The following is a 26,116-nucleotide window of genomic DNA, read 5'->3' as shown; positions in this document are numbered from 1 at the left end:
CGATCAGAGCCGGCCCGTCGGGCCGGCTCTTTTCTTTTGCTGCTGAGATCAAGTTGTAGCCACGGTGTCGGCGCGCTCCCTCTCCCGCTTGCGGGAGAGGGTTGGGGTGAGGGTGCCTCCGCGTAGGGATTTTTCGAGATTTGCCGAGGAAGTCCCCTAAAGCGCGATGAGATTAGGATGAATCATCATCGCGCTTTAGGTTGTTGTTTGCGGATGATCTTTTCGGAAAACCGTTTCACACTTTTCCGGATCATGCTTTAACCGAGAGAGCCCCCACCCGGCGCTTCGCGCCGACCTCCCCCGCAAGCGGGCGAGGTGCAGCGAGCCCGTGGAAGCAATATACGCTTAAGCCGCCTCTCGCAGTTTCGTCCAGGCGAACTCCGGATAGTATTGGTCCATCATGCGATCGACATACGCCCTGAGGTTCGGAAACTCTTCCGCCCGCTCGCGCAACCTGGATTCGAAGAATGGCGTCAAAATTCCGCCGAGCGCGCCGAAGGCGGTTGCATCGACGCCGCAGGGCTTGTTGCCCATCAGATAAGCCTTGTCGCCGAGCTGCACCGACAGCGCGAACAGCGAACGCACGGCGAGATCGACGTCGTCATCGGGCGCGTGCCGGCCGAGCCCTGACAGCAGATAGTTCTCGGCGACGCGGAATTGCGCGTCCTCGCGAAGCTTCTCGCGATTGTGCTCCGGCGCGCCGTCGAAGAAATGCGCCGGGCCTTTGGCGAAATTGACCGGGTCCACCCAGCGTGCGCCGACCAGCGCCCAGTAGACATGACTCTCGATCATGCGCTCGAAGGCCCAGGCCTGCGCGCGCTCCTGCAACGACAACCCGGCATCGAAGTCGAAACCATAGCGGCGCTCGATATGCGCCCGGATGAAGGTGGAATCGGCGACCGCCTCGCCATCGTCGTCGATGAACGGCAACTGCCCCTTGGGCGAAGCGGGCGGCATCGCCCGCTCCTTCCGATAGGGCAGTCCTGCCATCTTCAACTGCACCTCCGTCTTGGTGACGAAGGGGCTGATTTCCGGCAGGCCGAAGCCGATGCCAAAGCCGTAAAGCGTGATCATGCTATTGCTCCTGATCCCCGAAACAGTTGTTGGAACCTACCGACCGGCTGCTGCCACCATGGTGGCAGCAGCCGTGATATCCTGCGCGAAACGGGCCCCCTGCCAGGCGCGGGCCATGACGTGGCTAACCACGGCGTCCGCAGCCCCGAGCAGCGAGCGTGCCACGAGAGCGACAATCGCGAGACGGAGGTCGACGAAGATGAGATCGAACACACCGAGACGGCCAAGAGTGAAGGTTTGCAGCAAGGCCTGCACCCGCCACAGCGGGCTCGCCTGGCTGAAGGTGGTGGGAAGCATCATGGACAAATCCTCTTCATTCGAAGTGTTGTCCCGGTATAGAACTCCCCTGCTGCCAACATCCTGTCAGCATCCGCGCGCCGTTTTTTAAACGGCGCCAAATCGGAAGACGTGTCATGAGACGTGCCGACCGGCTGTTTCAGATCATCCAGGTCTTAAGGCGCACCCGCAAACCGCTGACCGCGGACGCGATCGCGGCCGAGCTCGAGACCTCCAAGCGCACTGTCTATCGGGACATCGCAACGTTGATCGGCCAGCGCGTGCCGATCCGCGGCGAGGCCGGCATGGGCTACATCCTGGAGAAGGGTTTTGACCTGCCGCCTTTGATGCTGACACCCGACGAGATCGAGGCGGCGGTGCTGGGTGCGCAATGGGTAGCCGGCCACGCCGACACGGCACTGGCGCGCGCCGCCGAGGACCTGATGGCGAAGATCGCCGACACCGTGCCCGAGCGTCTGCGTCCCTTCGTGCTGGAGCCGGCAAGCCGCGCGCGACCGAGCTGGAATCGTGAACCCGACCGCATGGACATGGTGCGCACGCGCACGCAGATCCATGAGGGCAAGAAGATCACGCTGCGCTATCGCGATGAGCAGGGCCGCGACAGCCAGCGCACGATCTGGCCGATCGCGGTCGGCTATCTCGAGGCGGTGCGGCTGCTCGCAGCCTGGTGCGAGCTGCGCAACGATTTCCGCAGCTTCCGCACCGACCGCGTGGTAGATGCGACCTATCTCGACGAGAGATATCCCGAGCGGCGTGACGTGCTGCGCGCCAAGTGGCGGCAGAGCCTCGTGTGGGGTCAGCCGAAGGACAATTGAGCGACATGGACCAGAACTCCACGACCGACCTGTCGCAGCTTTGCCAGGCTTGCGGCGCCTGCTGCGCCTACTCGGTGAACTGGCCGCGCTTCTCGATCGAGAGCGACGAGGAGCTCGCGCTGATCCCGCAAGCCTTCGTCAACGAACGGCAATCGGGCATGCGCTGCGACGGCGATCGTTGTTCGGCGCTGAAAGGGAAGATCGGGGATGCGACCGCCTGCGGCATCTATGCCGTGCGGCCGGAGGTGTGCCGCACCTGCATGCCTGGCGATGCCGAATGCGCGATGGCGCGGCGGAAGTTCGGACTGCCGGTGATCGATGTGACGCTTTAGGCGGGAACGGCTTCAACGAGATCGTCGTCGAGTTCGTCCTCGAGCGGCGCAAGCACCGAGAGCGGTTTGGTCGATAGCGTAATCGGCTTGCGGCTGCCCGACAGCGACGGCGATGCCTTGGCCGTGCTTTCACGCGACAGCGCGTAAAGCGTGGAGCCGACGCGCCCCCCGCTCTCGATCAGTTCGCGCTCCGTGCAGGTCGCCGCGATCGCGACCGCCAGCGAATGCAGATGGCTGCGGCGGTAGCAGAACAAGGCCAGCCTGGCGCGGGCCTCGGGGGCAACACTCTCAACCAGTTTCGGCAGGCCGCTTTCGCTGGCGCGATACATCTCGCCCAGGAGCTCTTCGCGGACCGGGCAGAAATCGCTTTCGTAGGCGTCTCGGCTTGAAAACATTGCGATTCTCCGTCTTATGCCGAAGATGCAGCGCAATTCTCTAACGAAAGGTTAACCACACGGGCCGGAGTGTTCCGGGTGTCTTGCGCCCGGTTTTGCGAATCGGAACGCCGCCGAAGCCGGCGGGCTCAGTTCGCGGCCATGAAAATCGACAGCCCAAATCCGGTGAGGTGGTGCAGCGCCTGGTCGACGCCGATCAGGGTCCAGAACCAAGGGTGCTCCTGGTTGACGCCGAAATTGGCCGAGACGAATCCCTTGGCCCGATCGACCGTGATGTGGATCGCGAAATCAATCACGGCGACGAACCAGAACTTTGGCGCGAATATCAGGATCAGCGGCAGCGCAACCGCAAGGTGCACCAGGCAGTGCACCAGGAGCGGCAGGGCCCAGCCATGCTTCTGGTCCTTGCCGTGCGCCATCCAGGCGGTCTGAAGCACGAAGTCGGCGATGATGTGCTTGAAGGTGAGCAGCAGCATCCAGCCAATGAGCGCTTCGACCGGAACCGCCGATGACATGGGTGGAAACGACAAAGCTGGACGCCCTCATTGAACGTGGAAGAAAAAATGGAGCGTTCAGTGCGACTTCTTCTTGGGCCCGGCCAAATCGCCGAGATCGCGCTTTTATGACATTTCTCGCGGTGGAATGCACCCCGGAAGGAACCGGAAAATCGCAAGGTGTGGCCGAACGACGATAGGAACCGGTCGCCACCGCCCCCTCGCGGTAACGTTACCCGCGGCTCGAAATTTGCATTCTGCCGCCGGGGGGCTATCATCCGGAGGTAGAGGATTATCGTACTTTTTTCAGGCGTTTACGAATTTTCGGACGGTCTTTGCCGGCAAGCCGGCCGCCGCCTGGCAACGGGATAAGGCCAGCCATGAGTGCTGAAGGCCAGATGTCATCGACCGAGCAGTCCCCACCGCCGCGCCCGAAGGTCATCAAGACCAATCAGCAGCAGGTTGTGCTCTATGTCGTGCTGACCTTGATCCTGTCGCTCGCCACCGTCTGGGGCGGCCGGGCCATGCTCCGCAATTCGGAGACCCTGACCTTTGCGGTCGGTGACGCCAACAGCGACGAGGCGCGTTTCGCCAATAAGCTCGCCACCGTGCTCAGGAACGACGCCTCGCGGTTCCGGATCAAGATCGTCAACAATCCTGACAACGCCAAGGCGCTTGTCCAGTTCGACCGCAAGCAGGCCGATCTCGCCATCCTGCGCACCGACGGCAAGGTGCCGTCGCGGGCGCGCGCGCTCGCGATCCTCGAGCACGATCTCGTGCTTCTGCTCGGCCCCGGCAACAAGAAGGTCAAGTCGCTCGCCGAACTGAAGAAGAAGAAGGTCGCGGTGCGCGCCGAGAACGACTCTTCGCTCGCCTTCGTCCGCAGCATCCTCGACGTCCCCGACACGCCGGAGGCCGCCGCGCGCGTGCAGATGGCGCCGCAGGGCGCAACACTGGACAAGCTGCTGGCGCCCGCCAGCGGCTATGCCGCTGTCATCGCCATCGTCCATGCCTCGAAAGCGGTGCGGGACAAAGCCTATGAGCAGGTCGCCAAGCGCGGCGGCTTCACGCTGAACGCCATCGACGAGGCCAAGGCGCTGGCGCGCAAGATTCCCGGCATTTCCGAGGAGACCTTGACGGCGGGCACGCTGTCGGCCTCGCCGGAAATTCCCGACGACGACCTCGACACGATCGGGCTCGAATGGCTGCTGGTCGCACAATCGAAGATGTCGGGGAGCACCGGCGGCGAACTCGCGCGGATCATCTACGAGAACAAGTCGGAGCTCGGGCTCGACAGCGGCTTCGCCACCCGGATCGAGCCGGCATCGACCGACAAGGACGCCTTCGTCATGGCCCAGCAGGGTGCGGCCGACTACATCAACGACGACACCAAGTCGTTCATGGATAAGTACAGCGACATGATGTACCTGGGCGCCGGCGCGCTCAGCGTCATCGGCTCGATCTTCGCGGCGATCTACGCCAAGATCACCAGGATCGCACCGGAGAAGGCCAGCGAGCTCTCCACGGCCATCCTCGATGTCGGCGAGCGCGTCGAGCATGCGCATTCGCTCGACGAGCTCGAGTGCCTGGCGGACGAGCTCGAGGCGATCCTGCGCACAGCCGTGGTGGGACTAAGAGACGGCACGATCAGTACCGACGGGCTCGATACATTCAAGCTCGGCTATGAATTCGTCCGCGACGAGATCGGCATGCGGCGCGAGAATCTGAAGCGGCACGCAGGCGATGCGCAACGAAACGCGGGCGACGCCGAAAGGCGCGCTGGCGACGCCGAGAAGCGCGCTGGCGACGCCGACAAGGCCGCGCGCGAGGCCGCCGCGCATGACGACACCAACGTTGTGGTGGTGAAGACCGCACAGAGCGCGTGAGATCAGCGTCCTGTCGTTGACGGCCCCCGCCGGCGCAGGCACTTTGGCGCGGCAGTCCCAACCGGGACCGGCAATCCAGCCAACACCGGACCGCAATCCCGTATGTCCAAGCCGTTGATATCAGCTCTGGCGAAATTCGTGGCCGCGACGGCCGGCCGGAACATGACCAAAGCGGCCTATGTCGCGGTTGCGGTCGGCGTCGTGACCATGACGCTGTTGACGGTCGATCCGACCCATGAAGCCGCCCATCACGGGGCGAGCGCCTTGCTGTGGGCGTGCCTCGCCTATTTCGTGTTCGAATGGCTGGTCCGGCTGCGCCACATGGCAAGCCAGCAGCGGCTGGAGCTCTACATGCTGTCCTCGAGCGGGCTGGTCGATGCGATCGGCGCGCTGGCGGTGCCCGTCGCGCTGGTGCTGGGCGTCGAATCCAAGACGGCGTGGCTGCTCAGCGTGCTCTGGGTGCTCAAGGTCATACCTGGCATCCCTGGCCTGCGGCAGCTTCGCCGCGTGCTGGTGCTGGAATCGGGGCCGCTGCTCAGCGTGCTCGTGATCTTTCTGATGGTGGTGTTCCTCGCCTCCGTTGCTGAATATTTCCTGGAGCGCGACGTGCAGCCCCAGACCTTCGGCAGCGTGCCGTCGGCACTCTGGTGGGCGGTGGTGACTCTGACGACGACCGGCTATGGCGACGTCGTCCCGGTGACGCCGCTCGGGCGGATTGTGGCCGCGCTGGTGATGATCTCGGGCCTCGGCGTGTTCGGCCTCTGGACCGGTATTCTGGCGACCGGCTTCGCCGCCGAGACGCGGCGCGACAATTTCCTCAAGACCTGGGAGACCGTCAGCAAGGTGCCGTTCTTTGCCGCTCTCGGACCGTCCGCGATCGCCGACGTCACCCATATGCTGCGCACCATGGACCTGCCGGCCCGCACCATGATCATCAGGAAGGGCGCGCAGGGCGACTGCATGTATTTCATCGCCTCCGGCGAGGTCGAGGTCGATCTTCCCGGCAAGAAGGTGGCGCTCGGCGAAGGCGCGTTCTTCGGCGAGATGGCGCTGCTCGGCAACAATGTGCGCGGTGCCAACGTCACGACCGTGAAGGTCTCGCGGCTGCTCGTGCTCGACCTCGTCGATTTCCGTGTGCTGATGGCGCGGCATCCCGATCTCGCCGAAACCATCGATGCCGAAGCCAAACGCCGCGCGCTCGAAAACAAGTGAATGGAGACAGCAATGTCGGATGCGGCCGAGTCTGCCAGCACGCCCCTGCTCGACATCGATGGCGCGCGGGCCACCGTCCGCCTCAACCGGCCGAGGCATCTCAACCGGTTGCAGGCTGAAGATCTCGGCGAGCTCTTGAAGCTGTTCGACCGGATCGAGGCCGACCCAGCGATCCGCGTGCTGGTGCTGACCGGCACCGGGCGCGCCTTCTCCGCCGGCTACGATCTCAATTCGGTGGCCGAGCGCGCGGTGAGCGCCAGGGAGGAGCAGAGCGCCGGGTCGGCGTTCGAGGTGGTGGTCAACCGCCTGGAGGATTTGGGCGTACCCACGATCTGCCGTCTCAACGGCGGCGTCTATGGCGGCTCGACCGACCTTGCGCTCGCCTGCGACTTCCGTATCGGCGCCGACACCGCCGAGATGTTCATGCCGGCTGCACGGCTTGGACTGCACTACTACACCAGCGGCATCAAGCGTTACGTGACCCGGCTCGGCGTCGACAACGCCAAGACGCTGTTCCTGACCGCGCAGAAGATCAGCGCGCCGGAGATGCTGCGCATCGGCTATCTCACCGCCATGGTGGCACCGGAGCTTCTCGACGAGGAAGTCGACAAGCTCGCCAACATCCTCGCCGGCAACGCGCCGATCGCGATGCGCGGCATGAAGCGCGCCATCAACGAATTCGCCCGCGGTGCGCTCGACGAAGAAGCCGCCGACCGCCGCCATCGCGAAAGCATGCGCGGCGACGAGATCAAGGAAGGCATCAAGGCCTTTGCGGAAAAGCGGCCGCCGAGGTTTTGAGCGGATTCGACTTCCGCAGGCTGCAGGACGTCAGGAGAGCGAGAGCGCACCGCAAATTCGCTGTCGTCCCGGCGAACGCCGGGACCCATAACCACAGGGAGTGGTTGGGGTACGAGATCGTGGTCACGAGTCTTCGCCAAACTCAATCCTGCGGCTATGGGTCCCGTGCTCGCGCTTTGCGCGCCCCGGGACGACGAGTAGAGATTGGGGCGCGGCCATCGCACGCTATCGAGGCGTCGCATGATGCAGTCTACGTGGCGCGCAAGGCCTGAGCTCCCGCCGTCTCTCCTCACGAAACAATCTTGAAACACGATTCCTGCGCGCGCGCATGAACGCGTTTCGGAGTCATGCCGACCGAGATGCAGGGACATAACAACGGCTTCGTGCCACACTGGAGAGAAGAGAATGTTTCGCAAGCTTGTCCTTGGTCTCGTCGCCGCCGGTTCGCTCGGCGTTGCCGCCCTCGCGCCCAGCGCCGCGTCGGCCCACGGCTTCCATCATCACTGGGGTCCCGGCTGGGGCTGGGGCCATGGCGGCCTCTATGTCAACACCGGCGTGAGCGGCTGCTACCAGGAGCGCGTGGTGCCCACCCGCCACGGCCCGCGCGTGCGCATCGTGAACGTCTGCGCGTACGGGATCTACTGAGTGACAACGTCCGACCACGAAGCCCCGATCATGACGATCGGGGCTTTCGTCGTTCATAGCTCACCAGGATGAGTAACCCGGATGAGCGAAGCGACATCCGGGGAATCGCTGGTCCCGGATATCGCTTCGCTCATCCGGGCTACAGGGGTTGCATCGGGGAGCGGGGATCACTCGTCCACAAAGGTCACCGTATCAGCCACGCTCGCCCGCGAGGTGCGGTAGCTGTTGACCTTGTGGGCATGGTCGGCATAGCCGAACGAGATGCCGCAGACGACGCGGCGGTCGTCGGGCAGGTTGAAATGCCGGCGGATCAGGCCGGAGTGGCGCGCGAGCGCCGCCTGCGGAATCGTGCCGAGCCCGAGCGCCTGCGCGGCCAGCATGAAGTTCGAGACGTAGGCTCCGCAATCGATCGCTCCGTAAATGCCGAGCGGCTCGTTGGTGTGAATGATCGCGATATGCGGCGCGCCGAAGAAATTGTAGTTCTCCAGCGCCTGTTTTGCGTAGGCGGCCTTGTCGCCGCGAGCGATGCCGAGCGTGTTGTAGAGCTGAAAGCCGCTCTCGCGGCGACGCTCCAGATACACGCCGACATATTCGCGCGGCGGGGTGAAATCGTAGTTGTCACCGAGACCGCCTGAGGAAGCCTCCTGATAGATCGCCTTGCGAAAGCGCTCCTTGGCCTCGCCGCTGGCGATGACGACCTGCCAGGGCTGGCTGTTGCACCAGGACGCGGTGCGCTGCGCGGTCGTCAGCACCTGCGCGATGGTCGCGCGATCGACCTCCTTCGGCAGGAAGGCGCGCACCGAGTAACGCTCGTTGAGGAGCTCTTCGAGCACGCCGATGCGGTCGTTTTGGTTGACTTTAGCGTCCATGGATCAACTCGCGTTGTTCTCTTCGTAGGGTGGGTCAGCCGAAGGCGTAACCCACCTCTCTTGTTTCCGCGTCGGCAGAAGTGGTGGGTTACGCCTAGCCGATTGCGCTTCGCGCAATCCGCGGGGCTAACCCACCCTACAGTCCGAGATCACCGCCCCTTCGTGGGAATCTTGTTATACGGCACGTCCTTGTCGACACGGATATCGCCGGGCAGGCCGAGCACGCGCTCGGCGATGATGTTGCGCAAGATTTCGTCGGTGCCGCCCGCGATGCGCATCGAGGGCGAGGACAACAGCATCTGCTGGAACTGCCCGTGCACAGTCTCCTCGTCGACCCCGGTGAGAACGCCGGCCGCACCTTGCAGATCCATCGCGTAGGCCGCGATGTCCTGGAGCATCATGCCCGATACCAGCTTGCCGATGGAGTTTTCGGGGCCCGGCCGCTCGCCCTTCGACAGCGCCGAGATCGCGCGGTAGCTGGTATATTTCAGCCCGTTCGATTTCACCGCCCAGCTCGCGAGTTTCGAGCGCACGGCGGGGTCGTCGATCGCAAGGCCATCCTCCAGCATCAGGTTCGAGCAGAACTCGAACATCTCGGGCACGCCGGTCGCAAGCCGCGAGCCGATCGACATGCGCTCGTTCATCAGCGTGGTCAGCGACACGTTCCAGCCGTCGCCGACGGCGCCCAGGCGCTGGCTGTCCGGGATCACCACGTCGGTGAAATAGACCTCGTTGAACTCCTGCATGCCGTTGGCCTGCTTGATCGGCCGCACCTCGACGCCCGGGCTCTTCATGCTGAGGAAGAACATGGTGAGCCCCTTGTGCTTGGGCACGTTGGGATCGGTCCGCGCGATCAGGAGCCCGTAGTCGGAATAATGCGCACCCGAGGTCCAGATCTTCTGGCCGTTGACGACCCAGCTATCGCCCTTCTTCTCGGCGCGGGTGCGAAGCCCCGCGACGTCGGAGCCGGCGGACGGCTCGGAGAAGAGCTGGCACCAGATCTCCTCACCCGAGGCGAGCTTCGGCAGGTAGCGACGCTTCGCCTCTTCGCTGCCCCAGGCCATCACGGTCGGGCCGCACATGCCTTCGCCGATCTGGAACGGCTGCGTCAGCTTGCCGTAGACGCCCTCCTCCTGCTGCCAGATCACCCGCTCGATCGGCGTTGCGCCACGCCCGCCATATTCCTTCGGCCAGTGCAGACAGGCCCAACCCGCCTCCGACTTCTTCTTTTGCCAGTCCTTGCCGACCTCGACCATGTCGCGTTTTGCAAGCCGGATGCGACCGAGCGAGGATTTCGACAGCTCCTCCTCGAACTCCTTCGGCGCGTTGGCGTCGACCCATGTGCGGGCCAAGCCACGAAACTCGGCTTCCTGCGGTGTGTCGTCGAAATTCATGGCGCTTCCTTTTTTCCTTCGTAGGGTGGGTTAGCCGAAAGCGTAACCCACCAACTCTCTAGAGTGTTGTTGCGGCCCGATGGTGGGTTACGCCTAGCGGTTTACGCTTCGCGCAATCCGCGGGGCTAACCCACCCTACAAACCTATCGTCACGCCGCGTTCTTCTTGCGCATGCGGTCGATGAGCTGATCTTCCCAATAGGACAGGCTGCCGAGGCCCAGCGCCAGCGCGTTGGCGCGGCGGTAGTACATGTGGCAGTCGAACTCCCAGGTGAAACCCATGCCGCCGTGAACCTGGATGTTGTTCTTGGCGCAATGCTGGAACGCCTGCGTCGCGCTGATGCGCGCGGCCGCCGCGGCTTCCGACAGCTCGGATGCGTTGGTCGAGAGCGCCCAGGCGCCGTAATAGCAGTTGGAGCGCGCCAGCGTCGCCGAGACATACATGTCGGCGAGCATGTGTTTGATCGCCTGGAACGAGCCGATCGGACGGCCGAAGGCGATGCGGTCAAGCGCGTAGTCGCGCCCCATCTCCAGCGCGCGATCGGCGCCGCCGACCTGCTCGAAAGCTGTGAGCACCGCGGCGCGATCGAGCACCTGGGTCAGGATGCTCCAGCCCTCGCCAACAGTTCCCAGCGGCTCGGCCTTGCAATTCCCAAAGGTGAGCTCGACCTGCCCGCGCGTCGGATCGAGATTGCTGAGGCTCCTGGCTTCGACGCCGCCCGCCTTGAGGTCCACGAGGAACAACGAGATATCGCTCTCGCGGCCGCTCGATCCCGTGCGCGCAGCGACGACGGCGAAATCGGCGATTGCGCCATCCGGCACCGGCTTCTTGACGCCGTTGAGCACGCCGCCCGAAGCGGCAAGCTTGATGTTCTTCGGCGATGGATTGCCAGTGCCCTCGAACAGCGCCAGCGTGCCGATGGCCTCACCGGAGGCGATTGCAGGCAGCCATTTCGTCTTCTGCGCGTCGCTGCCGGCGATCAGCAACGCCTCGGCGGCGAGATAGACGGTGGAGGAGAACGGCACTGGCGCATTCGCCCGGCCTACCTCCTCGGCGATCACGCAGAGCTCGAGATGGCCGGCGCCCGCGCCGCCGAACTCCTCGGGAATGGCGACGCCGAGGAAGCCCATCTCGGCGAGGCCCTTCCACAGCTCCTTGTCATAAGGCGCCTTGCCGTCAAGGACCGTGCGCACCGCCTTGGGCGAGCACCTTTCGCCGAGGAATTTGCGCGCCTGGTCGCGGAGCTGCTTTTGATCGTCAGAGAAATCGAAATTCATGGCGGCTTACCTTTTTATCGTCTGTCGCTTGGATTGAGGCCGTCATTCCGGGGCGCGACGAAGTCGCGAGCCCGGAATGAATTTCGCCAGGCGCATGCGGCCCGATGGATTCCGGGCTCGCGCTGCGCGCGCCCCGGAATGACGAGTTGAGAGAGATGCGCATCATCGCAGCACGATCACACTGTCGTCCGGCGTCTCGGCATAAAGCCGCTCCACCAGCGCGGCGCGGCGCTCCAGGCCGGCGCGCTGATTGATGTAGCCCTTGTCTGTCAGCTCGTTGCCGTCGATCGAGGGCGGCTCGACCATCAGCACGGCGCGCGCGATGATGCGGCTGCTCGCGCCTTCGCATTCCCCGTTGTGTGCCTCGAGGCCACGCCTGAAGCAGGCGATCACCTCGGGGTGCTTCACGGCGTCCTCAAAGCTCAGCTCCGGATTGCCGACGAGCTGGCGACAGGCGTGCAGGTTGGGCCAGGCGAGCAGACCGATGCAGGCGCGATCCTGTCCGGCGACGAGCGCGTCATGCACGACCGGCGTCGCGGCAGCGATCGCATCGGTGCGGAGCGAGCCGACATGCACGAAGGTGCCGGTGGTGAGCTTGAAATCCTCCACGACGCGGCCGGCGAAGATGATGCCCTGCACGGGATCCTTGTCGTCGACGAAGACGCCGGCATCGCCGATGCAGTAAAAGCCTTCCTCGTCGAACATCTTCTTCGTCAGCTCCGCCTGACCGAAATAGCCGGGCGTGACGTTGATGCCGCGGAGCCGCAGTTCGTATTTCGAGCCGCACGGCACCATCTTCAATTCGACGCCGGGGAATGGCAGGCCGATCAGCCCGACGCGTTCGGTGTCCCAATAGGTGCCGGTCGAGGTCGGCGCAGTCTCGGTCGAGCCCCAGCCGGTGTAGAACACGATGCGCTCGCCGGTGGTCTTCACGGCGAGGGCCTGCATGCGGTCGTAGAGATCATCCGGCAACCGCGCGCCGCCATAGGCCATGATCGAGAGGTTCTTGAAGAAGGAGCGGCAGAGCGCATCGTCCTTCTCCATCGCCGCAGCAAGCGCCGCATAGCCGGCCGGCACGTTGGCGTAATAGGTCGGCGAGATCTCGCGCAGATTGCGCAGCGTCTCCTCGAACTGCCCCGGCATCGGCCGTCCGTCGTCGATATAGAGCGTGCCGCCATCGACCAGGAGCGGATGAAACGCAGCATTGCCGCCCATGGTATGATTCCAGGGCATCCAGTCGAGCATGGTCGCGATCGGTCCATCAGGCGAGCGCGGCCGCACCTGGATCATCATCGCCGCGTTCGCGCACATCATCGCCTGCGTATTGATGACGGCCTTGGGCATGCCGGTCGAACCGGAGGTGAACAGAAGCTTGCCGACTGTCTGCGGCGTGATCTGCGCGATCGAGGCATCGACATCAACGGTGACAGGCGTTGCCGCGAGCTCGGCGAAACTGATGCTCTTGATGCCCTCGCAGGGGCGCAGCACGTGAACGACGGCGACGCCGGTGAGATCGAGCGCCTTCAGGGCCTTCTCAAAGGTCGGACCATCCTGCACCATCACGACGGCCGGCTTGATCAGGTCGAACAGATATTTCAGCTTGACGTGATCGTGGCTCATCAGGGAGTAGGCCGGCGACACCGGTGCAGCCGGCGAGCGCGCCTGCATCGCAGCCTGCGTCATCAGCGCGTGCTCGATCGAATTGCCGGAGAGGATCGCGACGGGACGACTGTCGAGGCCGAGATCGAGCAGGCCTTGCGTCAGCGCATCCACTGTACGCTTGGCTTCGCCGTAGGACACCTTGCGCCACGCGCGATCCGCGCCGCCGCGCTGCGCAAGCCAGATGCGGTCGGGCGCTTCCCTCGCCCATTTCGCCAGCGACGCCGGAATGTGCGTCTCGTAAGGCTGCAGCGGAATGCGCGATTTCAGCACCACCGTGCCGTCCTCGCGCCGCTCGACGTCGATGTCGCGCGGCAACCACTCGATCTTACGAAACACGGGCTTCGTCATCACCGCCGCCGCACTCCCACTCATTTTGCGTCTCCCGGAATTATCGTCCTTTGCGGATCATTCTCGTTCAGCGCTCGATATAGACAGGCTTTCGCTTGTCGAGGAAGGCCTGGTCGACGCCTTCGTCATGCTCGATCTGCAGCGGTTAGGACATGGACAACTCCCCAACGTCGTCCTGGACAAGCGAGCGAGCGAGCGCCGATCCAGGATCCATAACCACAGGCCCTTGTTGTCAACCACCAGCGTTGGCCAAGCGTGCGCCACAGCTCGCGTTGGTGGTAACGGGTCCTGGCTTTCGCCAGGACGACGGTGGAAGCCTTTACCTTGGCGCCATGCGGATGGCGCCGTCGAGACGGATGGTCTCGCCGTTGAGCATCGCATTCTCGACGATGTGCACGGCGAGCGAACCGTATTCGGCGGCATCGCCGAGACGCGAGGGATGCGGCACCTGCGAACCAAGGCTCTTCAGCGCCTCGTCGCTCAATCCCATCAGCAGCGGCGTGAAGAACAGGCCGGGCGCGATGGTGTTGACGCGGATCTTCTGGCTTGCGAGATCGCGCGCTGCCGGCAGCGTCAGGCCGACGACGCCGCCCTTCGAGGCCGAATAGGCGATCTGGCCGATCTGGCCTTCATAGGCCGCAACGGATGCGGTGTTGATGATGACGCCGCGCTCCTCGCCGATCGGCTCGGCCGTGATCAGGCGCTCGGCGAACAGGCGCAGGCAGTTGAAGGTGCCGATCAGGTTGACGTTGATGATCCGCGCAAACTTCGCCAGCGGATAGATGCCGTCCCTCCCGACAATGCGCTGCGAGCCACCGATGCCGGCGCAATTCATCAGCACGCGCGCGACGCCATGCGCGCTTTCCGCCTTGGCGATGGCGGCCTTGATGCCGTCCTCGTCGGTGACGTCGGCATGCAGCGCGACGCCCTTCACTTCCGCCGCGACCTTCTCGGCGTTCTCCTTGCTCTGGTCGATCACGCCGATCCTGGCGCCCTTGGCCGCCATGGCGCGGGCGGTCGCGGCGCCTAGGCCCGAACCACCGCCGGTGATGAGAACGGCAACATCTTTCAACTGCATCGTAAGTCTCTCCTTGGGCGTCTCTTCTCTGGACTTGAACATCTTGGGCCGGTCATCCGGCTGCGGCAGCTTCCTCGGCTTGCGTGAGGATGCCGCCGCAGATCAGCGTTTCCATGTGCTTGATGTATTGCCGGCAGACTTCGTCGGTGACCGGGCCGACGCCGGTCGCGCGAGACATCGCGTGCCGGCCGAAGAACAGGTGATCGCAGGCGCCGATCAGGCTGGTGTAGAACAGCACGGGATCGGTGACGCGGAACTCGCCGCTGCTTTCGCCCTCGGCGAGCAGGCGACGGTGAAAGTCGAGCAGGGGCGCGACGAAGAACTTTGAGACCTCGTCGGCGGATTCCGCCGTGCTCTCGTGCAGGAGATAGTGGATCAGCCGGTTCATGTACGGGAACCGGTGATAGGCGCGGATGATGCCGCCGATATGTAGCTTCAGCTTCGCGGTCGGCGTGATCGGCTGGACCAGGAGATATTCGAGATTGGTAAGCTCGGTCCCGGCATCGCGCGCCAGCAGCGCCAGCAACAGGCCGTCCTTGTTGCCGAAGTGATATTTGACCAGCGCGGCGTTGGCGCCGGACTTCTGGGCGATGTCGCTGAGCGAAATCTCGATCGAGGAGCGTTCGATCATCAGCTCGCTCGCGGCCACGAGCAATTTCTCTGCCGTGGAATTCTTTCCGCTCGGAACCCTGTTCGGTACGCTGGTAGTCACGGAGATTCCTGTCTCGCCGCACGAAGGGCCGCAGATAAGCGCAAGCAGCGCCTCCCCACAAGAGTTAATTGATCGATTGACTAAATCATCGTCGGCCCCTTTAATCCGCCCCCGACAACCAACCATTCAGAAGAATTCAGGGAGAAACCGACATGGCCGAGGCTTACATCGTCGCCGCTGCGCGCACCGCCGGCGGGCGCAAGGGGGGCCGCCTCGCCGGCTGGCATCCAGCCGATCTCGCCGCAAAGGTGCTGAACGAGCTGGTCGACCGCAGCAAGGCCGACCCTGCCCTGGTCGAGGACGTCATCATGGGCTGCGTGATGCAGGTCGGCGAGCAGTCCAACAACGTCGCGCGCAACGCGATCATGGCCTCGAAGCTGCCGGAGAGCGTGCCGGGCACCTCGATCGACCGGCAGTGCGGCTCCTCGCAGCAGGCGCTGCATTTCGCTGCCCAAGCCGTGATGTCGGGCGCGATGGACGTGGTGATCGCCGCCGGCGTGGAATCGATGACGCGCGTGCCGATGGGCCTGTCCTCGCAGCTCGCGGCCAAGAACGGCTTTGGCCATTACAAGAGCCCGGGCATCGAGCAGCGCTATCCCAACATCGTGTTCAGCCAGTTCACCGGCGCGGAGATGATGGCCGAGAAGTACGGCCTCTCCAAGGATGAGCTCGACGAGTATTCCTATAACAGCCATCAGCGCGCGATTGCGGCGACGCAAGCCGGCCATTTCAAGGACGAGATCGTACCGCTCGAGATCACCCGCGCCGACGGCTCAAAGGACACCCATCACATCGACGAAGGCATCCGCTTCGACGCCAGCCTCGACGGCATCAAGAGCGTCAAGCTGATTGCCGATAACGGCAGGCTGACGGCTGCGAGCGCCAGCCAGATCTGCGACGGCGCCTCCGGCGTGATGGTGGTGAACGAGCGTGGCCTCAAGTCGCTCGGCGTCAAGCCGCTGGCGCGCGTGCATCACATGACCATGATGGGCGGCGATCCCGTCATCATGCTGGACGCGCCACTGCACGCCACCAAGCGCGCGCTGGACAAGGCCGGCATGGCAATCGACGACATCGACCTGTTCGAGGTCAACGAAGCCTTTGCCTCGGTGCCGACCGCGTGGCTGAAGACCACCGGCGCCAATCCCGCCCGCCTCAACGTCAATGGCGGCGCAATCGCGCTGGGCCATCCCCTCGGCGGCTCCGGCACCAAGCTGATGACAACGCTGCTGCATGCGCTGAAGCAGCGTGGCAAGCGCTACGGCCTCCAGACCATGTGCGAAGGCGGCGGCATGGCGAACGTGACGATCGTGGAGCGGCTGTAGAGCGCCTCCACACAAAAGGTGTCGTCCCGGCGAAGGCCGGGACCCATAACCACAGGAGTGCGTGGTTAGGGGAGCTGGGGCGGCATTCTGATCTAACAATTAAGAACGGTGGTTATGGATCCCGGCCTTCGCCGGGATGACACCTTTTGTGTTGAGAGGTCTCCTCTATGACCCACCCCTCCGTCTACGCCCGCACCACGCCCGACAAGATCGCCTATCGGATGGCCGGGACCGGCAAGGCGATCACCTATCGCGAGCTCGACGAGCTCTCGAACCAGGGCGCTAACCTGTTCCGCTCGCTGGGGCTGAAGGCCGGTGACCACATCGCGTTGCTCATGGAGAACCGCCTCGCCTTCATGGAGATCTGCTGGGCGGCACAACGCAGCGGGCTCTATTACACCGCGATCAGTCGTTATCTGAAGCAGGACGAGATCGACTACATCATCGGCGATTGCGGCGCCAAGGTCGTCATCACGACGCCGAAGTGCGCCGACCAGATCAAGGGATTGATCAAGGGCGCCCCGGGCGAGCCGATCTTCTACATGATGGATGAGCCGTTGCCCGGCTTCCGTTCCTACGACAAGGAAGCGGCGGCACAGCCGACGACGCCGATCGCGGGCGAGGTCGCCGGCTATGACATGCTGTATTCGTCGGGCACGACGGGCCGCCCGAAAGGCGTCAAGAAGGCCTTCGAGGGCAAGCCCATCGACGAGCCGAATGCGTTCCTGCGCGTGCTCTGCGCCGACATGTGCGGCATGAATGCCGAGACCACTTATCTATCGCCGGCCCCGCTCTATCACGCAGCTCCCTTGCGCTTCAACATGATGGCGATCGTGCTCGGCGGCACCTCGATCATCATGGAGCATTTCGACGCCGAAGAATTCTTGAAGCTTATCGAGAAACACAAGGTGACGCAGTCGCAGCTCGTGCCGACCATGTTCGTGCGCATGTTGAAGCTGCCGGACGAGACCCGCGCGAAGTACAACGTCTCGACGCTGAAGGGCGCGATCCACGCCGCCGCTCCCTGCCCGGTCGACGTGAAAGCAAAAATGATCGAATGGTGGGGACCGATCCTGATCGAATACTACGCGGGCTCGGAAGGCAACGGCGTCACCGTCTGCAACTCCACGCAATGGCTGGAGCATCGTGGCAGCGTCGGCCGCGCTGTCGTCGGCAAGATCAAGATTTTGGACGAGAACGACGAGGAGCAGCCCGTTGGCGAGATCGGCACGGTCTATTTCTCCGACGCGCCGGCCTTCGCCTATCACAACGATCCCGAGAAAACGAAGAAGGCCTACAATGCCAAGGGCTGGTCGACGCTCGGTGACGTCGGCTATCTCGACAAGGACAGCTTCCTCTATCTCACCGACCGCAAGTCCTACATGATCATCTCGGGCGGCGTGAACATTTATCCTCAGGAGACCGAGGACGTGCTGGTCGGCCACCCCGAAGTCGCCGACGTCGCCGTATTCGGCGTGCCGAACGAGGAGATGGGCGAAGAGGTGAAGGCGGTCGTGCAGCCGCACGATATGAGTCGCGCCGGCAAGGAACTCGAAGCCGACCTGATCGCCTACTGCAAGAGTCGCCTCTCCGCCCTCAAATGCCCGCGCTCGATCGATTTCGAAACCGAGCTGCCGCGCACGCCAACCGGCAAGCTGGTGAAGCGCCACTTGCGCGACCGCTACTGGCCGAAGACGGCGGTGAAGATTTAAGTGAGCTCTCGTGTCCCGGACGCGGCGCAGCGCGCAAGCGGTGCGGCGCAGAGCCGGGACCCATGGCGGTTTCCGGTATAGTGTCGAAAAGCTGGGCCCCGGCTCAGCAGCGCGTCATTGCATGCCGCGCTGCGTCCGGGGCACGAGAACACTTGCTGCATCCGCCGCCACGACGAGGCAATCGCCATGACATCCCTCCCCGACATCCCCCTGCCCGCCGGCATCCGCTCCCGCTATGTCGACGGAATCAACGGCCTGCGCATGCATGTGCTCGAAGCCGGCTTCGAGACGCGGGGGCGACCCTGCGTGCTGCTGCTGCACGGCTTTCCGGAGCTCGCCTTCTCCTGGCGCAAGGTGATGCCGGCGCTCGCCGCTGCCGGTTATCACGTGATCGCGCCGGACCAGCGCGGCTATGGCCGCACCACCGGATGGCAGGTGGATTACGACGGCGATCTCGCGCCCTTCCGGCTTTTCAACCTGGTCCGCGACGCGCTCGGGCTGGTGTCGGCGTTCGGCTACCGGCACGTCGACGTGATCGGCCATGATTTCGGCAGTCCGGTTGCGTCCTGGTGCGCGCTGGTGCGGCCCGACGTGTTCCGCTCGATGGTGATGATGAGTGCGCCGTTCGGCGGACCGCCACCCCTGCCGTTCGGCACCACCGACAAGCCCGCGGCGGCGCCGAACGATGACCCCGTGCATCGCGAGCTCGCCGCGCTGGCGCGTCCGCGCAAGCACTATCAGTGGTACTATTCGACACGCGAAGCCAATGCCGACTTGCATCGCGCGCCACAGGGCGTGCACGATTTCTTGCGCGCTTACTATCATCACAAGAGCGCGGACTGGACCGACAACAAGCCGTATCCGCTGAAATCCTGGTCTGCTGGCGAGCTCGCAAAGCTGCCGACTTATTACGTGATGGATCTCGACGAGACCATGCCGCAGACGGTCGCGAAGGAGATGCCGTCACCAGCCGAGATCGCCGGCAACCAGTGGCTGCCGGACCAGGAGCTGGCCTATTACAGCGCCGAATACGGTCGCACCGGATTCCAGGGCGGCCTGCAATGGTATCGCTGCGGCACGTCGGGTGCTTTCAATAACGAATTGCAACTGTTCGCGGGCCGCACCATCGACGTGCCTTCCTGCTTCATCTCGGGCAAGCAGGATTGGGGTACATATCAGCGCCCTGGCGTGTTCGAGGCGATGCAGGCGCGCGCCTGCACGAACATGCTCGGCTGCCATCTCGTCGATGGCGCCGGTCATTGGGTGCAGCAGGAGCAGCCCGTCGAGGTGAGCCGGCTGCTGATCGAGTTCCTCGCCAAGGCTCACGCCGTGTGAATTGACCCCGCAATCACGGCGCTTTATATAGTTTAGAACTATTCTAAAGTATTGATGCGGGGCCGTCGTGAAGAATTTTGCCGATCTGACCGAGCGAGAGGTGCTCGCGGTCGCGATTTCCTCGGAGGAGGAAGACAGCCGCATCTACATGACTTTCGCCGAGGATCTGAAGGAGCGCTATCCGGACTCGGCCAAGATCTTCGAGCAGATGGCCGAGGAGGAACGCGGCCACCGCCATCGCCTGCTCCAGCTCTATGAAGAGCGCTTCGGCCAACATCTGCCGCCGATTCGCCGCGAGGACGTCCGGGGCTTCCTGCGCCGCCGCCCGATCTGGCTGACCAAGAACCTGCCGCTCGACACGATCCGGAAAGAGGTCGAGACCATGGAGCTCGAGGCCGAGCGGTTTTACGCGCGTGCCGCCGAGCAGGCCGAGGATGTCGGCGTGCGCCGCCTGCTCGGCGATCTCGCCGAGGAGGAGAAGCATCACGAGAACACCGCCGCCAAGCTGACGGACGAGATACTCAAGCCCGACGTGCGCGCGGAGGAAGACCGCACGCGTCGCCGCATGTTCGTGCTGCAATATGTGCAGCCCGGCCTCGCCGGTCTGATGGACGGCTCGGTCTCGACGCTGGCGCCGCTGTTCGCGGCGGCCTTCGCCACGCACCAGAACTGGCAGACGTTTCTGGTCGGCCTCGCAGCCTCGATCGGCGCCGGCATCAGCATGGGCTTTGCGGAAGCGCTCTCCGACGACGGCTCACTCACTGGCCGCGGCTCGCCCTGGCTGCGCGGCGTCACCTGCGGGCTGATGACGACGCTCGGCGGGCTCGGTCACACCATGCCTTATCTGGTGCCCGATAGCTGGCCAAATGCGTTTTGGATCGCGACAGCGATCGCCTGCGTCGTCGTGTTCTTCGAATTATGGGCGATCGCCTTCATCCGTGCGCGCTACATGGATACGCCGTTCCTCCAGGCTGTGTTCCAGATCGTGCTCGGCGGCGCCATCGTGCTTGGGGTCGGGATATTGATCGGGGCGGCGTAGCGCCGGTCTAAAGCACGCTCTCAGTCATCGCCCGAGCGGGCGATCCAGTATTCCAGAAACAGCGACGTGTGCGGAGAAGCCGCGGCGTGCTGGATCGCCCGGTCAAGCCGGGCGATGACGACCATCCGTTGGGCGCCCACCGCAATCACTGTCAAACGGCGGTTGCGGCATTGGGCCAATCTGCGCATCATTCAGAACAACGAGCGCAGGAGAATGCCGTGGCCAAGTCGAAATGGAGCTTTGCGAGCGCAGTCGATTTGTCGGCTGCGCTGAACGCCAAGAAGGTCTCGTCGGTAGAGCTCACGCAGGATGCGATCGGCCGGATCGAACGCCATGACGGCAAGATCAATGCCGTCTGCGTACGCGATTTCGATCGGGCGCTCGCTGCTGCACGCGAGGCCGATGCCGCGCTCGGACGCGGCGAGAAGAGGCCGCTGCTCGGCCTGCCGATGACGGTGAAGGAATCCTTCAACGTCGCAGGCCTTCCCACCACCTGGGGCTATGTGCCGCAAAAGAACTTCAAGCCGGCGGAAGACGCGCTCGCCGTGACACGCGCGAAGACGGCAGGTGCCGTGGTCCTCGGCAAGACCAACGTGCCGGTGGGCCTGGGTGACTGGCAGAGCTACAACGAGATCTACGGCACCACCAACAATCCATTCGATCTCGGCCGGACGCCCGGCGGGTCGTCGGGCGGCTCCTCGGCGGCGCTGGCGGCGGGATACGGCCCGCTCTCGATGGGCAACGACATCGGCGGCTCGCTGCGCGTGCCCGGGTTTCATTGCGGCATCTACGCGCACAAGCCGACCTTCGGAGTCTGCGCCTCGCGCGGCCACACACCGCCGCCGTTCCCGGCCCTGCCGTCGGAGGCTGACATGGCCGTGATCGGGCCGATGGCGCGGAGTGCTGCAGACCTGTCGCTGCTGCTCGACGTCATGGCGGGCCCGGACCCGCTGGAGGCCGGCGTCGGTTACAGGCTCGATCTGCCGGCCGCGCGCCATCAGACGCCGAAGGGTTTTCGGGTTCTGGTGATCGACAGCCATCCGCTGCTGCCGGCGAACGAGGAGATTCGCGGCGCGATCGAAAAACTTGCCGGCGATCTTGCGAAGGCCGGCATGGTCGTCACACGCGAGAGCCCGCTGCTTCCGAATTTTGCGGAAACATCCCGGCTCTACATGCGCATGCTGCTGGCGTTTCTTGGCGCGTTCTTCCCGCCCGAAGCCCTGGCCGACGCGCAACAAGCGGTGAGCCAGATCCCATCCGAGAACAAGAGCCTCGTGGCCGAGCGCCTGCGCGGCATGATTTCGACCCATCGTGCCTGGGTTCTCGACGACGGCGCGCGAACCCGGCTGCGCGCACAATGGCGCGCGCTGTTCGCCGCGTTCGACGCGGTGATTTGCCCGATCATGCCGACGCCGGCCTATCCGCATGACCATTCGCCCGACATGGCGAAGCGGCGCATCAACATCGACGGCAAGGACTATCCCTATTCGGACCAGCTTGCCTGGCCCGGCATTGCGACTCTGCCCGGCCTGCCCGCAACCGCGATCCCGCTCGGGCTCTCGAAGGACGGCCTGCCGCTCGGTGTCCAGATCGTCGGCCCGTTCCTGGAAGACCGCACCCCGTTGAAGCTCGCCGAGCTGATCGAGCGGGAGTTCGGCGGGTTCGTGCCGCCGGCAATGTTTGATGATTAGCGTTGCAACGTCGTCATTGCGAGCGTAGCCAAGCAATCCAGAATATTTTCGCGGTGACAGTCTGGATTGCTTCGTCGCTCCGCTCCTCGCAATGACGAGCAAATATCGGCTCCGGCCCTGCTGGCCGCCTCGGATGACTGTAGGGAGAGAGGCCATGAACAAGGATATGGAAGAGCTCACGGCGCTCAACCGCGACTATGTCGCGTCCGTGCAAAACTGCGACGTCAAGCGCTTCGACGAGATTCTCGCGCCCGAATTCTACTGCTCCAATCCCGACAAGACGCTGGTCGACCGCGCCGGCTTCCTGAAGCAGACGGCGCAGCCGATCGCGATCCGGAACTTGAGGGAATACGACGTCGTGATCCGCATCATGGGCGACTTCGCCATCATCCACGCCGCGACCAGCTACACGACGGCGGACGGCCAGCAGGGCACCGGCCGCTATACCGATTGCTGGGCCAGGCAGAACGGCAAATGGCTCGCCGTGTCGGCCCACGTGTCGCGGTGAGGAAAGCACATATCGACGCCCCCTCCGCAGTCATGCCCCGCGAAAGCGGGGCATCCAGTATTCCAGAGACGCTTGACGTCCCTCGCTCTGCCGCGGCGTACTGGATCGCCCGCCTTCGCGGGCGATGACGCTTGAGCTGTGGGCGGCACCGGAGCTACCTGTCAAACATGATCACGCTGCGCAGCGTCTTGCCGGCTTTCATGTTGGCGAAGCCTTCGTTGATCTCGGACAGCTTGAGCTTGGCCGAGATCCAGTCCTCCAGGTGCAGCCGGCCGCGCAAATAGAACTCGACCAGACGCGGCATGTCGACGCGGAAATGGTTCGAACCCATCGACGAGCCCTGGATCTTGCGCTCGCGCAGGAAATCGAAACCGTGCAGCTCGATCTTCTGTCCGAACGGGATCATGCCGACGATCGTCGCCGTACCGCCGGAGGCCAGCATGCCGAACGCCTGCTCGGCGGTCTCCTTGCGGCCGAGCACCTCGAAGGAATGATGCACGCCGCCATTGGTGAGGTCGCGCACCTGCTTCACCACGTCGCCATCGGCGGGATTGATGATGTCGGTCGCGCCGAGCTTGGTTGCGAGCTGGAGCTTTGCCGGGTTGGTATCGATCGCGATGATGCGGCCGGCGCCGGCGATCTCGGCACCGTTGATCGCGGCCATGCCGACGCCGCCGCAGCCGATCACCGCCACGGTCTCGCCAGCCTGGACTTTCGCGGTATTCACGACAGCACCATAGCCGGTGATCACGCCGCAGCCGATCAGCGCGGCAAGCTCGAGCGGCATGTCCTTGCGGATTTTGACGATGGCGTTCTCGTGCACCAGCATCTGCTCGGCAAACGAGGACAGGTTGAGGAACTGGTGCAGCTTCTCCGGTTTCGACCACTGCATCCGGTCGGAGACACCCGGCAGCATCTTCACCGTCGTGTCGGTGCAGAGCACGGTGCGCCCTGTGGAGCAATTGTCGCACGTACCGCAAAACACGGAGAGGCAGGTGACGACGTGATCGCCCGGCTTCACATAGGTCACGTCTGAGCCGACCTGCTCGACGACACCAGCCGATTCATGGCCGAGCACCGCGGGCAGCGGATGCGGATAGAGGCCTTCCATGAAGTGCAGGTCGGAATGGCAGAGACCGGCGACCGCGGTGCGGATCAGGACCTCGCGCGGGCCTGGCTTCGGCAGGCTGATATCCTCGATGACGAGCGGCTTGTTGACTTCATAGAGGACAGCGGCCTTCATTTTTTGTTTCCTCGTTATTGTCGTTTCGTTGGTGCGGTGTCGTCACCTCTCCCTATGGGAGAGGTGACGCGCAAGCCTACGCCGCCAGGACCAGTTCGCCAACCTCGGGCATCGCAGCCGCGCGATCGCCGAGCAGCAACGACACGATTGCTTGCTGGGTTTGATTTTCCGTGAGCCGGAACGGATCGCTTGGCGATACCCGATGATCGATCACGAGCCGCGACAACAGCAGCCGTCGCGCATCGCCGCGCATCTCGTGGATGCGGTGCGATTCCCATGTGAGCGCCACGGCGCTTGCGACGTGATAGAGCAGGCTCGTCGCACGCCGCGCATCGGCTTCGTTGTCGCCGCTATCGGCGACCTCGCGCGCGAAGCCGACCGCGCGATCGGTGAGCCCGCGCAGGCGATCGCGCCAGGCCTGCGGCACGGATGCGCTGTCGTCGAGCCGGGCGTGCAGGTCGGCGGCGAGCGCAGATTCCGCGCCATGGCGGCCGACGGCGCGTGTCAGCGCGTCGATGGCGACGATGTTGCCGGTGCCCTCCCAGATCGAGCCGAGATGCGCATCGCGCAACAAGCGCGCGGTCGCAAACTCCTCGATATAACCGATGCCGCCGCGCATCTCGAGCGCATCGCCGCAGACCTTTCGTGCATCACGTGTCGCGCGGAATTTCAGCGTCGGCGTCAGGATGCGCAAGAGCGCCGCGGCATCCTGGCTGCCGGCTTCCGCGCGGTCGAGCGCGTCGGCGGTCAAAAAGCTCATCGACAGCGCCTGCTCGACCGGCAGCATGATCTTCATCATCTGCCGCCGTCCGAGCGGCAAATCGATGATGCGCTTGCCGAACACCACGCGGTTGGTCGCGACCGTCATCGCGTCGTGGTAAGCGCGGCGCATCAGCGCTGTCGACTTCACGCCGTTCGAGAGCCGCGAGGAGTTGACCATCTCTGCCATCTGCACGAAGCCGCGATCGAGCTTGCCGACCGCATAGGCGACTGCTCCTTCGAGCTTGATCTCGCCCGAAGCCATCGAACGGGTGCCGAGCTTGTCCTTCAGCCGCACGATCCGATAGTGGTTTTGCGAGCCATCATCAAGGAAGCGCGGCATCAGGAACAGGCCGACGCCACGCGTGCCGGGGCCGGCGCCTTCAGGACGCGCGAGCAGCATCACGACCTTGGCGTCGGCATTCGAGCAGAACCATTTTTCGCCATAGAGCCGCCAATGGTCGCCGTCCTGCACGGCGCGCGTGGTCAGCGTGCCGACGTCCGAGCCGCCCTCCTTTTCGGTCATGAACTGGCCGCCCTGGGTCAGCCTGGTCATATCGGTCTGGGTCAGCCCGTCCAGATATTTTGCCTTCAGCGCCTCGCTGCCAAAATTGGCCAGGAGCTTGGCGCAGCCGTCGGTGACGTTGATCGGGCAGCCCATCCCGAATTCGGTCTGGTTGAACAGGAAGGTGAAGGCGTGTTTTGCCACGACGGGATACTTGTCCGGCCAGCCCATGATGCCCTTGCGGATCGACAGTGCGTGAATGCCGAACTCGCCGAACGCAGCCTTCTCCAGCTCGCGATAGGCCGGATGATATTCGATCCACTGCACGTCGCGGCCGAACTTGTCGCGCTGGTGCAGCACCGGCGTATGCCGGTCGGCGAGCCGCGCGCATTCGTCGAGAGTGCCGCCGGCAAGCTCGCCGAGACGTTCGAGATGCGGCTCGATGTGACGGAACAACGGATCGGGCAAATGGATGCGCAACAGATCCGTCAACGCCGGATCGGCGCGGTAGAAATTCATGCCTGTGGTGTCGGGCGCAAGCAGACCCGGCTGCTCGCCAGCGACGCTTCCCTTCTGCGACGTGCCCGGCTTATGCATGATCGACCTCTTTCGTTTCCGTCCGGCGGCATTTCCCGCCGCTTTGATGCTTGCCGCTTTGGATGATGTCGATCATGCTCCAGGCGAGGATGCGGATAAAGCCGCAAATCGTCG

24 protein-coding genes are annotated in these 26,116 nt (G+C 64.1%); 12 read left to right on the top strand and 12 right to left on the bottom strand.

Annotated elements, in window-relative coordinates:
• Nucleotides 1–345: 345 nt before the first annotated feature.
• Together QQL28_RS19820 and QQL28_RS19815 are read right to left on the bottom strand one after the other, a co-directional pair.
• A complete protein-coding gene (locus tag QQL28_RS19820; RefSeq protein ID WP_284267949.1) occupies nt 346–1,074 on the bottom strand; it encodes a glutathione S-transferase family protein in 729 nt (242 codons plus the stop codon).
• Nucleotides 1,075–1,110: 36 nt separating this feature from the next.
• Nucleotides 1,111–1,374, bottom strand: coding sequence for a hypothetical protein (locus QQL28_RS19815; protein ID WP_284267948.1), 264 nt, complete (start codon nt 1,372–1,374; stop codon nt 1,111–1,113).
• 113 nt (nt 1,375–1,487) lie between these two features.
• On the opposite strand from QQL28_RS19815, the gene QQL28_RS19810 reads away from it, so the two are divergent.
• Together QQL28_RS19810 and QQL28_RS19805 are read left to right on the top strand one after the other, a co-directional pair.
• On the top strand, nt 1,488–2,186 hold the full coding sequence (locus QQL28_RS19810; RefSeq protein ID WP_284267946.1) for a helix-turn-helix transcriptional regulator: 699 nt from the start codon (nt 1,488–1,490) through the stop codon (nt 2,184–2,186).
• A 5-nt stretch (nt 2,187–2,191) separates the two neighbouring features.
• Nucleotides 2,192–2,518 carry a YkgJ family cysteine cluster protein gene (locus QQL28_RS19805; protein WP_284267945.1) on the top strand — a complete coding sequence of 109 codons (327 nt, stop codon included), beginning with the start codon at nt 2,192–2,194 and terminating at the stop codon, nt 2,516–2,518.
• Here QQL28_RS19805 and QQL28_RS19800 read toward each other — a convergent pair.
• Nucleotides 2,515–2,913, bottom strand: a complete 399-nt coding sequence (locus QQL28_RS19800) for a hypothetical protein (protein ID WP_284267943.1) — start codon at nt 2,911–2,913, stop codon at nt 2,515–2,517. The two genes, QQL28_RS19805 and QQL28_RS19800, sit on opposite strands and share 4 nt — an antisense overlap.
• Before the next feature lie 128 nt (nt 2,914–3,041).
• Nucleotides 3,042–3,389, bottom strand: a complete 348-nt coding sequence (locus tag QQL28_RS19795; protein WP_284268094.1) for a DUF3307 domain-containing protein — start codon at nt 3,387–3,389, stop codon at nt 3,042–3,044.
• 398 nt (nt 3,390–3,787) lie between these two features.
• Here QQL28_RS19795 and QQL28_RS19790 point away from each other — a divergent pair, with 398 nt between their 5' ends.
• The 4 genes from QQL28_RS19790 (at nt 3,788) to QQL28_RS19775 (ending at nt 7,948) form a co-directional block, all read left to right on the top strand.
• Nucleotides 3,788–5,293 carry a TAXI family TRAP transporter solute-binding subunit gene (locus QQL28_RS19790; protein WP_284267941.1) on the top strand — a complete coding sequence of 502 codons (1,506 nt, stop codon included), beginning with the start codon at nt 3,788–3,790 and terminating at the stop codon, nt 5,291–5,293.
• A gap of 102 nt (nt 5,294–5,395) precedes the next feature.
• Nucleotides 5,396–6,505: a cyclic nucleotide-gated ion channel gene (locus QQL28_RS19785; protein WP_284267939.1), complete on the top strand. Its 1,110-nt coding sequence runs from the start codon at nt 5,396–5,398 to the stop codon at nt 6,503–6,505.
• A gap of 12 nt (nt 6,506–6,517) precedes the next feature.
• A complete protein-coding gene (locus QQL28_RS19780; protein WP_284267937.1) occupies nt 6,518–7,303 on the top strand; it encodes an enoyl-CoA hydratase/isomerase family protein in 786 nt (261 codons plus the stop codon).
• Between the two features lie 405 nt (nt 7,304–7,708).
• Entirely contained in the window at nt 7,709–7,948 is a 240-nt protein-coding gene (locus QQL28_RS19775; RefSeq protein ID WP_284267935.1) for a hypothetical protein, read from the top strand.
• Nucleotides 7,949–8,115: 167 nt separating this feature from the next.
• Here QQL28_RS19775 and QQL28_RS19770 read toward each other — a convergent pair whose 3' ends face one another.
• The 6 genes from QQL28_RS19770 to QQL28_RS19745 form a co-directional block, all read right to left on the bottom strand.
• A complete protein-coding gene (locus tag QQL28_RS19770; RefSeq protein WP_284267933.1) occupies nt 8,116–8,817 on the bottom strand; it encodes a nitroreductase in 702 nt (233 codons plus the stop codon).
• A gap of 149 nt (nt 8,818–8,966) precedes the next feature.
• The gene (locus QQL28_RS19765) at nt 8,967–10,211 is read right to left on the bottom strand and encodes an acyl-CoA dehydrogenase (protein WP_284267931.1); all 1,245 of its coding nucleotides are present in this window, start codon (nt 10,209–10,211) and stop codon (nt 8,967–8,969) included.
• A gap of 149 nt (nt 10,212–10,360) precedes the next feature.
• Nucleotides 10,361–11,488: an acyl-CoA dehydrogenase family protein gene (locus QQL28_RS19760; protein WP_284267929.1), complete on the bottom strand. Its 1,128-nt coding sequence runs from the start codon at nt 11,486–11,488 to the stop codon at nt 10,361–10,363.
• Nucleotides 11,489–11,650: 162 nt separating this feature from the next.
• On the bottom strand, nt 11,651–13,522 hold the full coding sequence (locus QQL28_RS19755; protein WP_284267927.1) for an AMP-binding protein: 1,872 nt from the start codon (nt 13,520–13,522) through the stop codon (nt 11,651–11,653).
• Nucleotides 13,523–13,817: 295 nt separating this feature from the next.
• Nucleotides 13,818–14,576, bottom strand: a complete 759-nt coding sequence (locus tag QQL28_RS19750; RefSeq protein WP_284267925.1) for an SDR family NAD(P)-dependent oxidoreductase — start codon at nt 14,574–14,576, stop codon at nt 13,818–13,820.
• Nucleotides 14,577–14,628: 52 nt separating this feature from the next.
• Nucleotides 14,629–15,288, bottom strand: coding sequence for a TetR family transcriptional regulator (locus QQL28_RS19745; RefSeq protein ID WP_284267923.1), 660 nt, complete (start codon nt 15,286–15,288; stop codon nt 14,629–14,631).
• A gap of 152 nt (nt 15,289–15,440) precedes the next feature.
• On the opposite strand from QQL28_RS19745, the gene QQL28_RS19740 reads away from it, so the two are divergent.
• From QQL28_RS19740 to QQL28_RS19715, 6 genes are all read left to right on the top strand, one after another.
• Nucleotides 15,441–16,613 carry an acetyl-CoA C-acetyltransferase gene (locus QQL28_RS19740; protein ID WP_284267921.1) on the top strand — a complete coding sequence of 391 codons (1,173 nt, stop codon included), beginning with the start codon at nt 15,441–15,443 and terminating at the stop codon, nt 16,611–16,613.
• A 167-nt stretch (nt 16,614–16,780) separates the two neighbouring features.
• Nucleotides 16,781–18,325 (top strand): acyl-CoA synthetase, encoded by a 1,545-nt coding sequence (locus QQL28_RS19735; RefSeq protein ID WP_284267919.1) that lies wholly within the window; start codon nt 16,781–16,783, stop codon nt 18,323–18,325.
• Between the two features lie 186 nt (nt 18,326–18,511).
• A complete protein-coding gene (locus QQL28_RS19730) occupies nt 18,512–19,660 on the top strand; it encodes an alpha/beta hydrolase (protein ID WP_284267917.1) in 1,149 nt (382 codons plus the stop codon).
• Between the two features lie 67 nt (nt 19,661–19,727).
• The gene (mbfA, locus tag QQL28_RS19725) at nt 19,728–20,699 is read left to right on the top strand and encodes an iron exporter MbfA (protein ID WP_284267915.1); all 972 of its coding nucleotides are present in this window, start codon (nt 19,728–19,730) and stop codon (nt 20,697–20,699) included.
• A gap of 218 nt (nt 20,700–20,917) precedes the next feature.
• Nucleotides 20,918–22,390 carry an amidase gene (locus tag QQL28_RS19720; RefSeq protein WP_284267913.1) on the top strand — a complete coding sequence of 491 codons (1,473 nt, stop codon included), beginning with the start codon at nt 20,918–20,920 and terminating at the stop codon, nt 22,388–22,390.
• Between the two features lie 154 nt (nt 22,391–22,544).
• Nucleotides 22,545–22,898 (top strand): nuclear transport factor 2 family protein, encoded by a 354-nt coding sequence (locus tag QQL28_RS19715; protein ID WP_284267910.1) that lies wholly within the window; start codon nt 22,545–22,547, stop codon nt 22,896–22,898.
• A 154-nt stretch (nt 22,899–23,052) separates the two neighbouring features.
• Here QQL28_RS19715 and QQL28_RS19710 read toward each other — a convergent pair whose 3' ends face one another.
• Entirely contained in the window at nt 23,053–24,141 is a 1,089-nt protein-coding gene (locus QQL28_RS19710) for a Zn-dependent alcohol dehydrogenase (protein WP_284267908.1), read from the bottom strand.
• Between the two features lie 76 nt (nt 24,142–24,217).
• On the bottom strand, nt 24,218–26,002 hold the full coding sequence (locus tag QQL28_RS19705; protein WP_284267906.1) for an acyl-CoA dehydrogenase family protein: 1,785 nt from the start codon (nt 26,000–26,002) through the stop codon (nt 24,218–24,220).
• Between the last annotated feature and the right edge of the window lie 114 nt (nt 26,003–26,116).

Origin of the sequence: Bradyrhizobium iriomotense (assembly GCF_030160715.1) — a bacterium.
GTDB classification, from domain to species: domain Bacteria; phylum Pseudomonadota; class Alphaproteobacteria; order Rhizobiales; family Xanthobacteraceae; genus Bradyrhizobium; species Bradyrhizobium iriomotense.
This window is presented reverse-complemented; position numbering and strand designations above follow the sequence as displayed.

What these genes read in the sequence shown, in the direction of transcription:
- QQL28_RS19820 (WP_284267949.1), bottom strand. Translation starts at nt 1,074, where the DNA reads ATGATCACGCTTTACGGCTTTGGCATCGGCTTCGGCCTGCCGGAAATC.
- QQL28_RS19815 (WP_284267948.1), bottom strand. Translation starts at nt 1,374, where the DNA reads ATGATGCTTCCCACCACCTTCAGCCAGGCGAGCCCGCTGTGGCGGGTG.
- QQL28_RS19810 (WP_284267946.1), top strand. Translation starts at nt 1,488, where the DNA reads ATGAGACGTGCCGACCGGCTGTTTCAGATCATCCAGGTCTTAAGGCGC.
- QQL28_RS19805 (WP_284267945.1), top strand. Translation starts at nt 2,192, where the DNA reads ATGGACCAGAACTCCACGACCGACCTGTCGCAGCTTTGCCAGGCTTGC.
- QQL28_RS19800 (WP_284267943.1), bottom strand. Translation starts at nt 2,913, where the DNA reads ATGTTTTCAAGCCGAGACGCCTACGAAAGCGATTTCTGCCCGGTCCGC.
- QQL28_RS19795 (WP_284268094.1), bottom strand. Translation starts at nt 3,389, where the DNA reads ATGCTGCTGCTCACCTTCAAGCACATCATCGCCGACTTCGTGCTTCAG.
- QQL28_RS19790 (WP_284267941.1), top strand. Translation starts at nt 3,788, where the DNA reads ATGAGTGCTGAAGGCCAGATGTCATCGACCGAGCAGTCCCCACCGCCG.
- QQL28_RS19785 (WP_284267939.1), top strand. Translation starts at nt 5,396, where the DNA reads ATGTCCAAGCCGTTGATATCAGCTCTGGCGAAATTCGTGGCCGCGACG.
- QQL28_RS19780 (WP_284267937.1), top strand. Translation starts at nt 6,518, where the DNA reads ATGTCGGATGCGGCCGAGTCTGCCAGCACGCCCCTGCTCGACATCGAT.
- QQL28_RS19775 (WP_284267935.1), top strand. Translation starts at nt 7,709, where the DNA reads ATGTTTCGCAAGCTTGTCCTTGGTCTCGTCGCCGCCGGTTCGCTCGGC.
- QQL28_RS19770 (WP_284267933.1), bottom strand. Translation starts at nt 8,817, where the DNA reads ATGGACGCTAAAGTCAACCAAAACGACCGCATCGGCGTGCTCGAAGAG.
- QQL28_RS19765 (WP_284267931.1), bottom strand. Translation starts at nt 10,211, where the DNA reads ATGAATTTCGACGACACACCGCAGGAAGCCGAGTTTCGTGGCTTGGCC.
- QQL28_RS19760 (WP_284267929.1), bottom strand. Translation starts at nt 11,488, where the DNA reads ATGAATTTCGATTTCTCTGACGATCAAAAGCAGCTCCGCGACCAGGCG.
- QQL28_RS19755 (WP_284267927.1), bottom strand. Translation starts at nt 13,522, where the DNA reads ATGAGTGGGAGTGCGGCGGCGGTGATGACGAAGCCCGTGTTTCGTAAG.
- QQL28_RS19750 (WP_284267925.1), bottom strand. Translation starts at nt 14,576, where the DNA reads ATGCAGTTGAAAGATGTTGCCGTTCTCATCACCGGCGGTGGTTCGGGC.
- QQL28_RS19740 (WP_284267921.1), top strand. Translation starts at nt 15,441, where the DNA reads ATGGCCGAGGCTTACATCGTCGCCGCTGCGCGCACCGCCGGCGGGCGC.
- QQL28_RS19735 (WP_284267919.1), top strand. Translation starts at nt 16,781, where the DNA reads ATGACCCACCCCTCCGTCTACGCCCGCACCACGCCCGACAAGATCGCC.
- QQL28_RS19730 (WP_284267917.1), top strand. Translation starts at nt 18,512, where the DNA reads ATGACATCCCTCCCCGACATCCCCCTGCCCGCCGGCATCCGCTCCCGC.
- QQL28_RS19715 (WP_284267910.1), top strand. Translation starts at nt 22,545, where the DNA reads ATGAACAAGGATATGGAAGAGCTCACGGCGCTCAACCGCGACTATGTC.
- QQL28_RS19710 (WP_284267908.1), bottom strand. Translation starts at nt 24,141, where the DNA reads ATGAAGGCCGCTGTCCTCTATGAAGTCAACAAGCCGCTCGTCATCGAG.
- QQL28_RS19705 (WP_284267906.1), bottom strand. Translation starts at nt 26,002, where the DNA reads ATGCATAAGCCGGGCACGTCGCAGAAGGGAAGCGTCGCTGGCGAGCAG.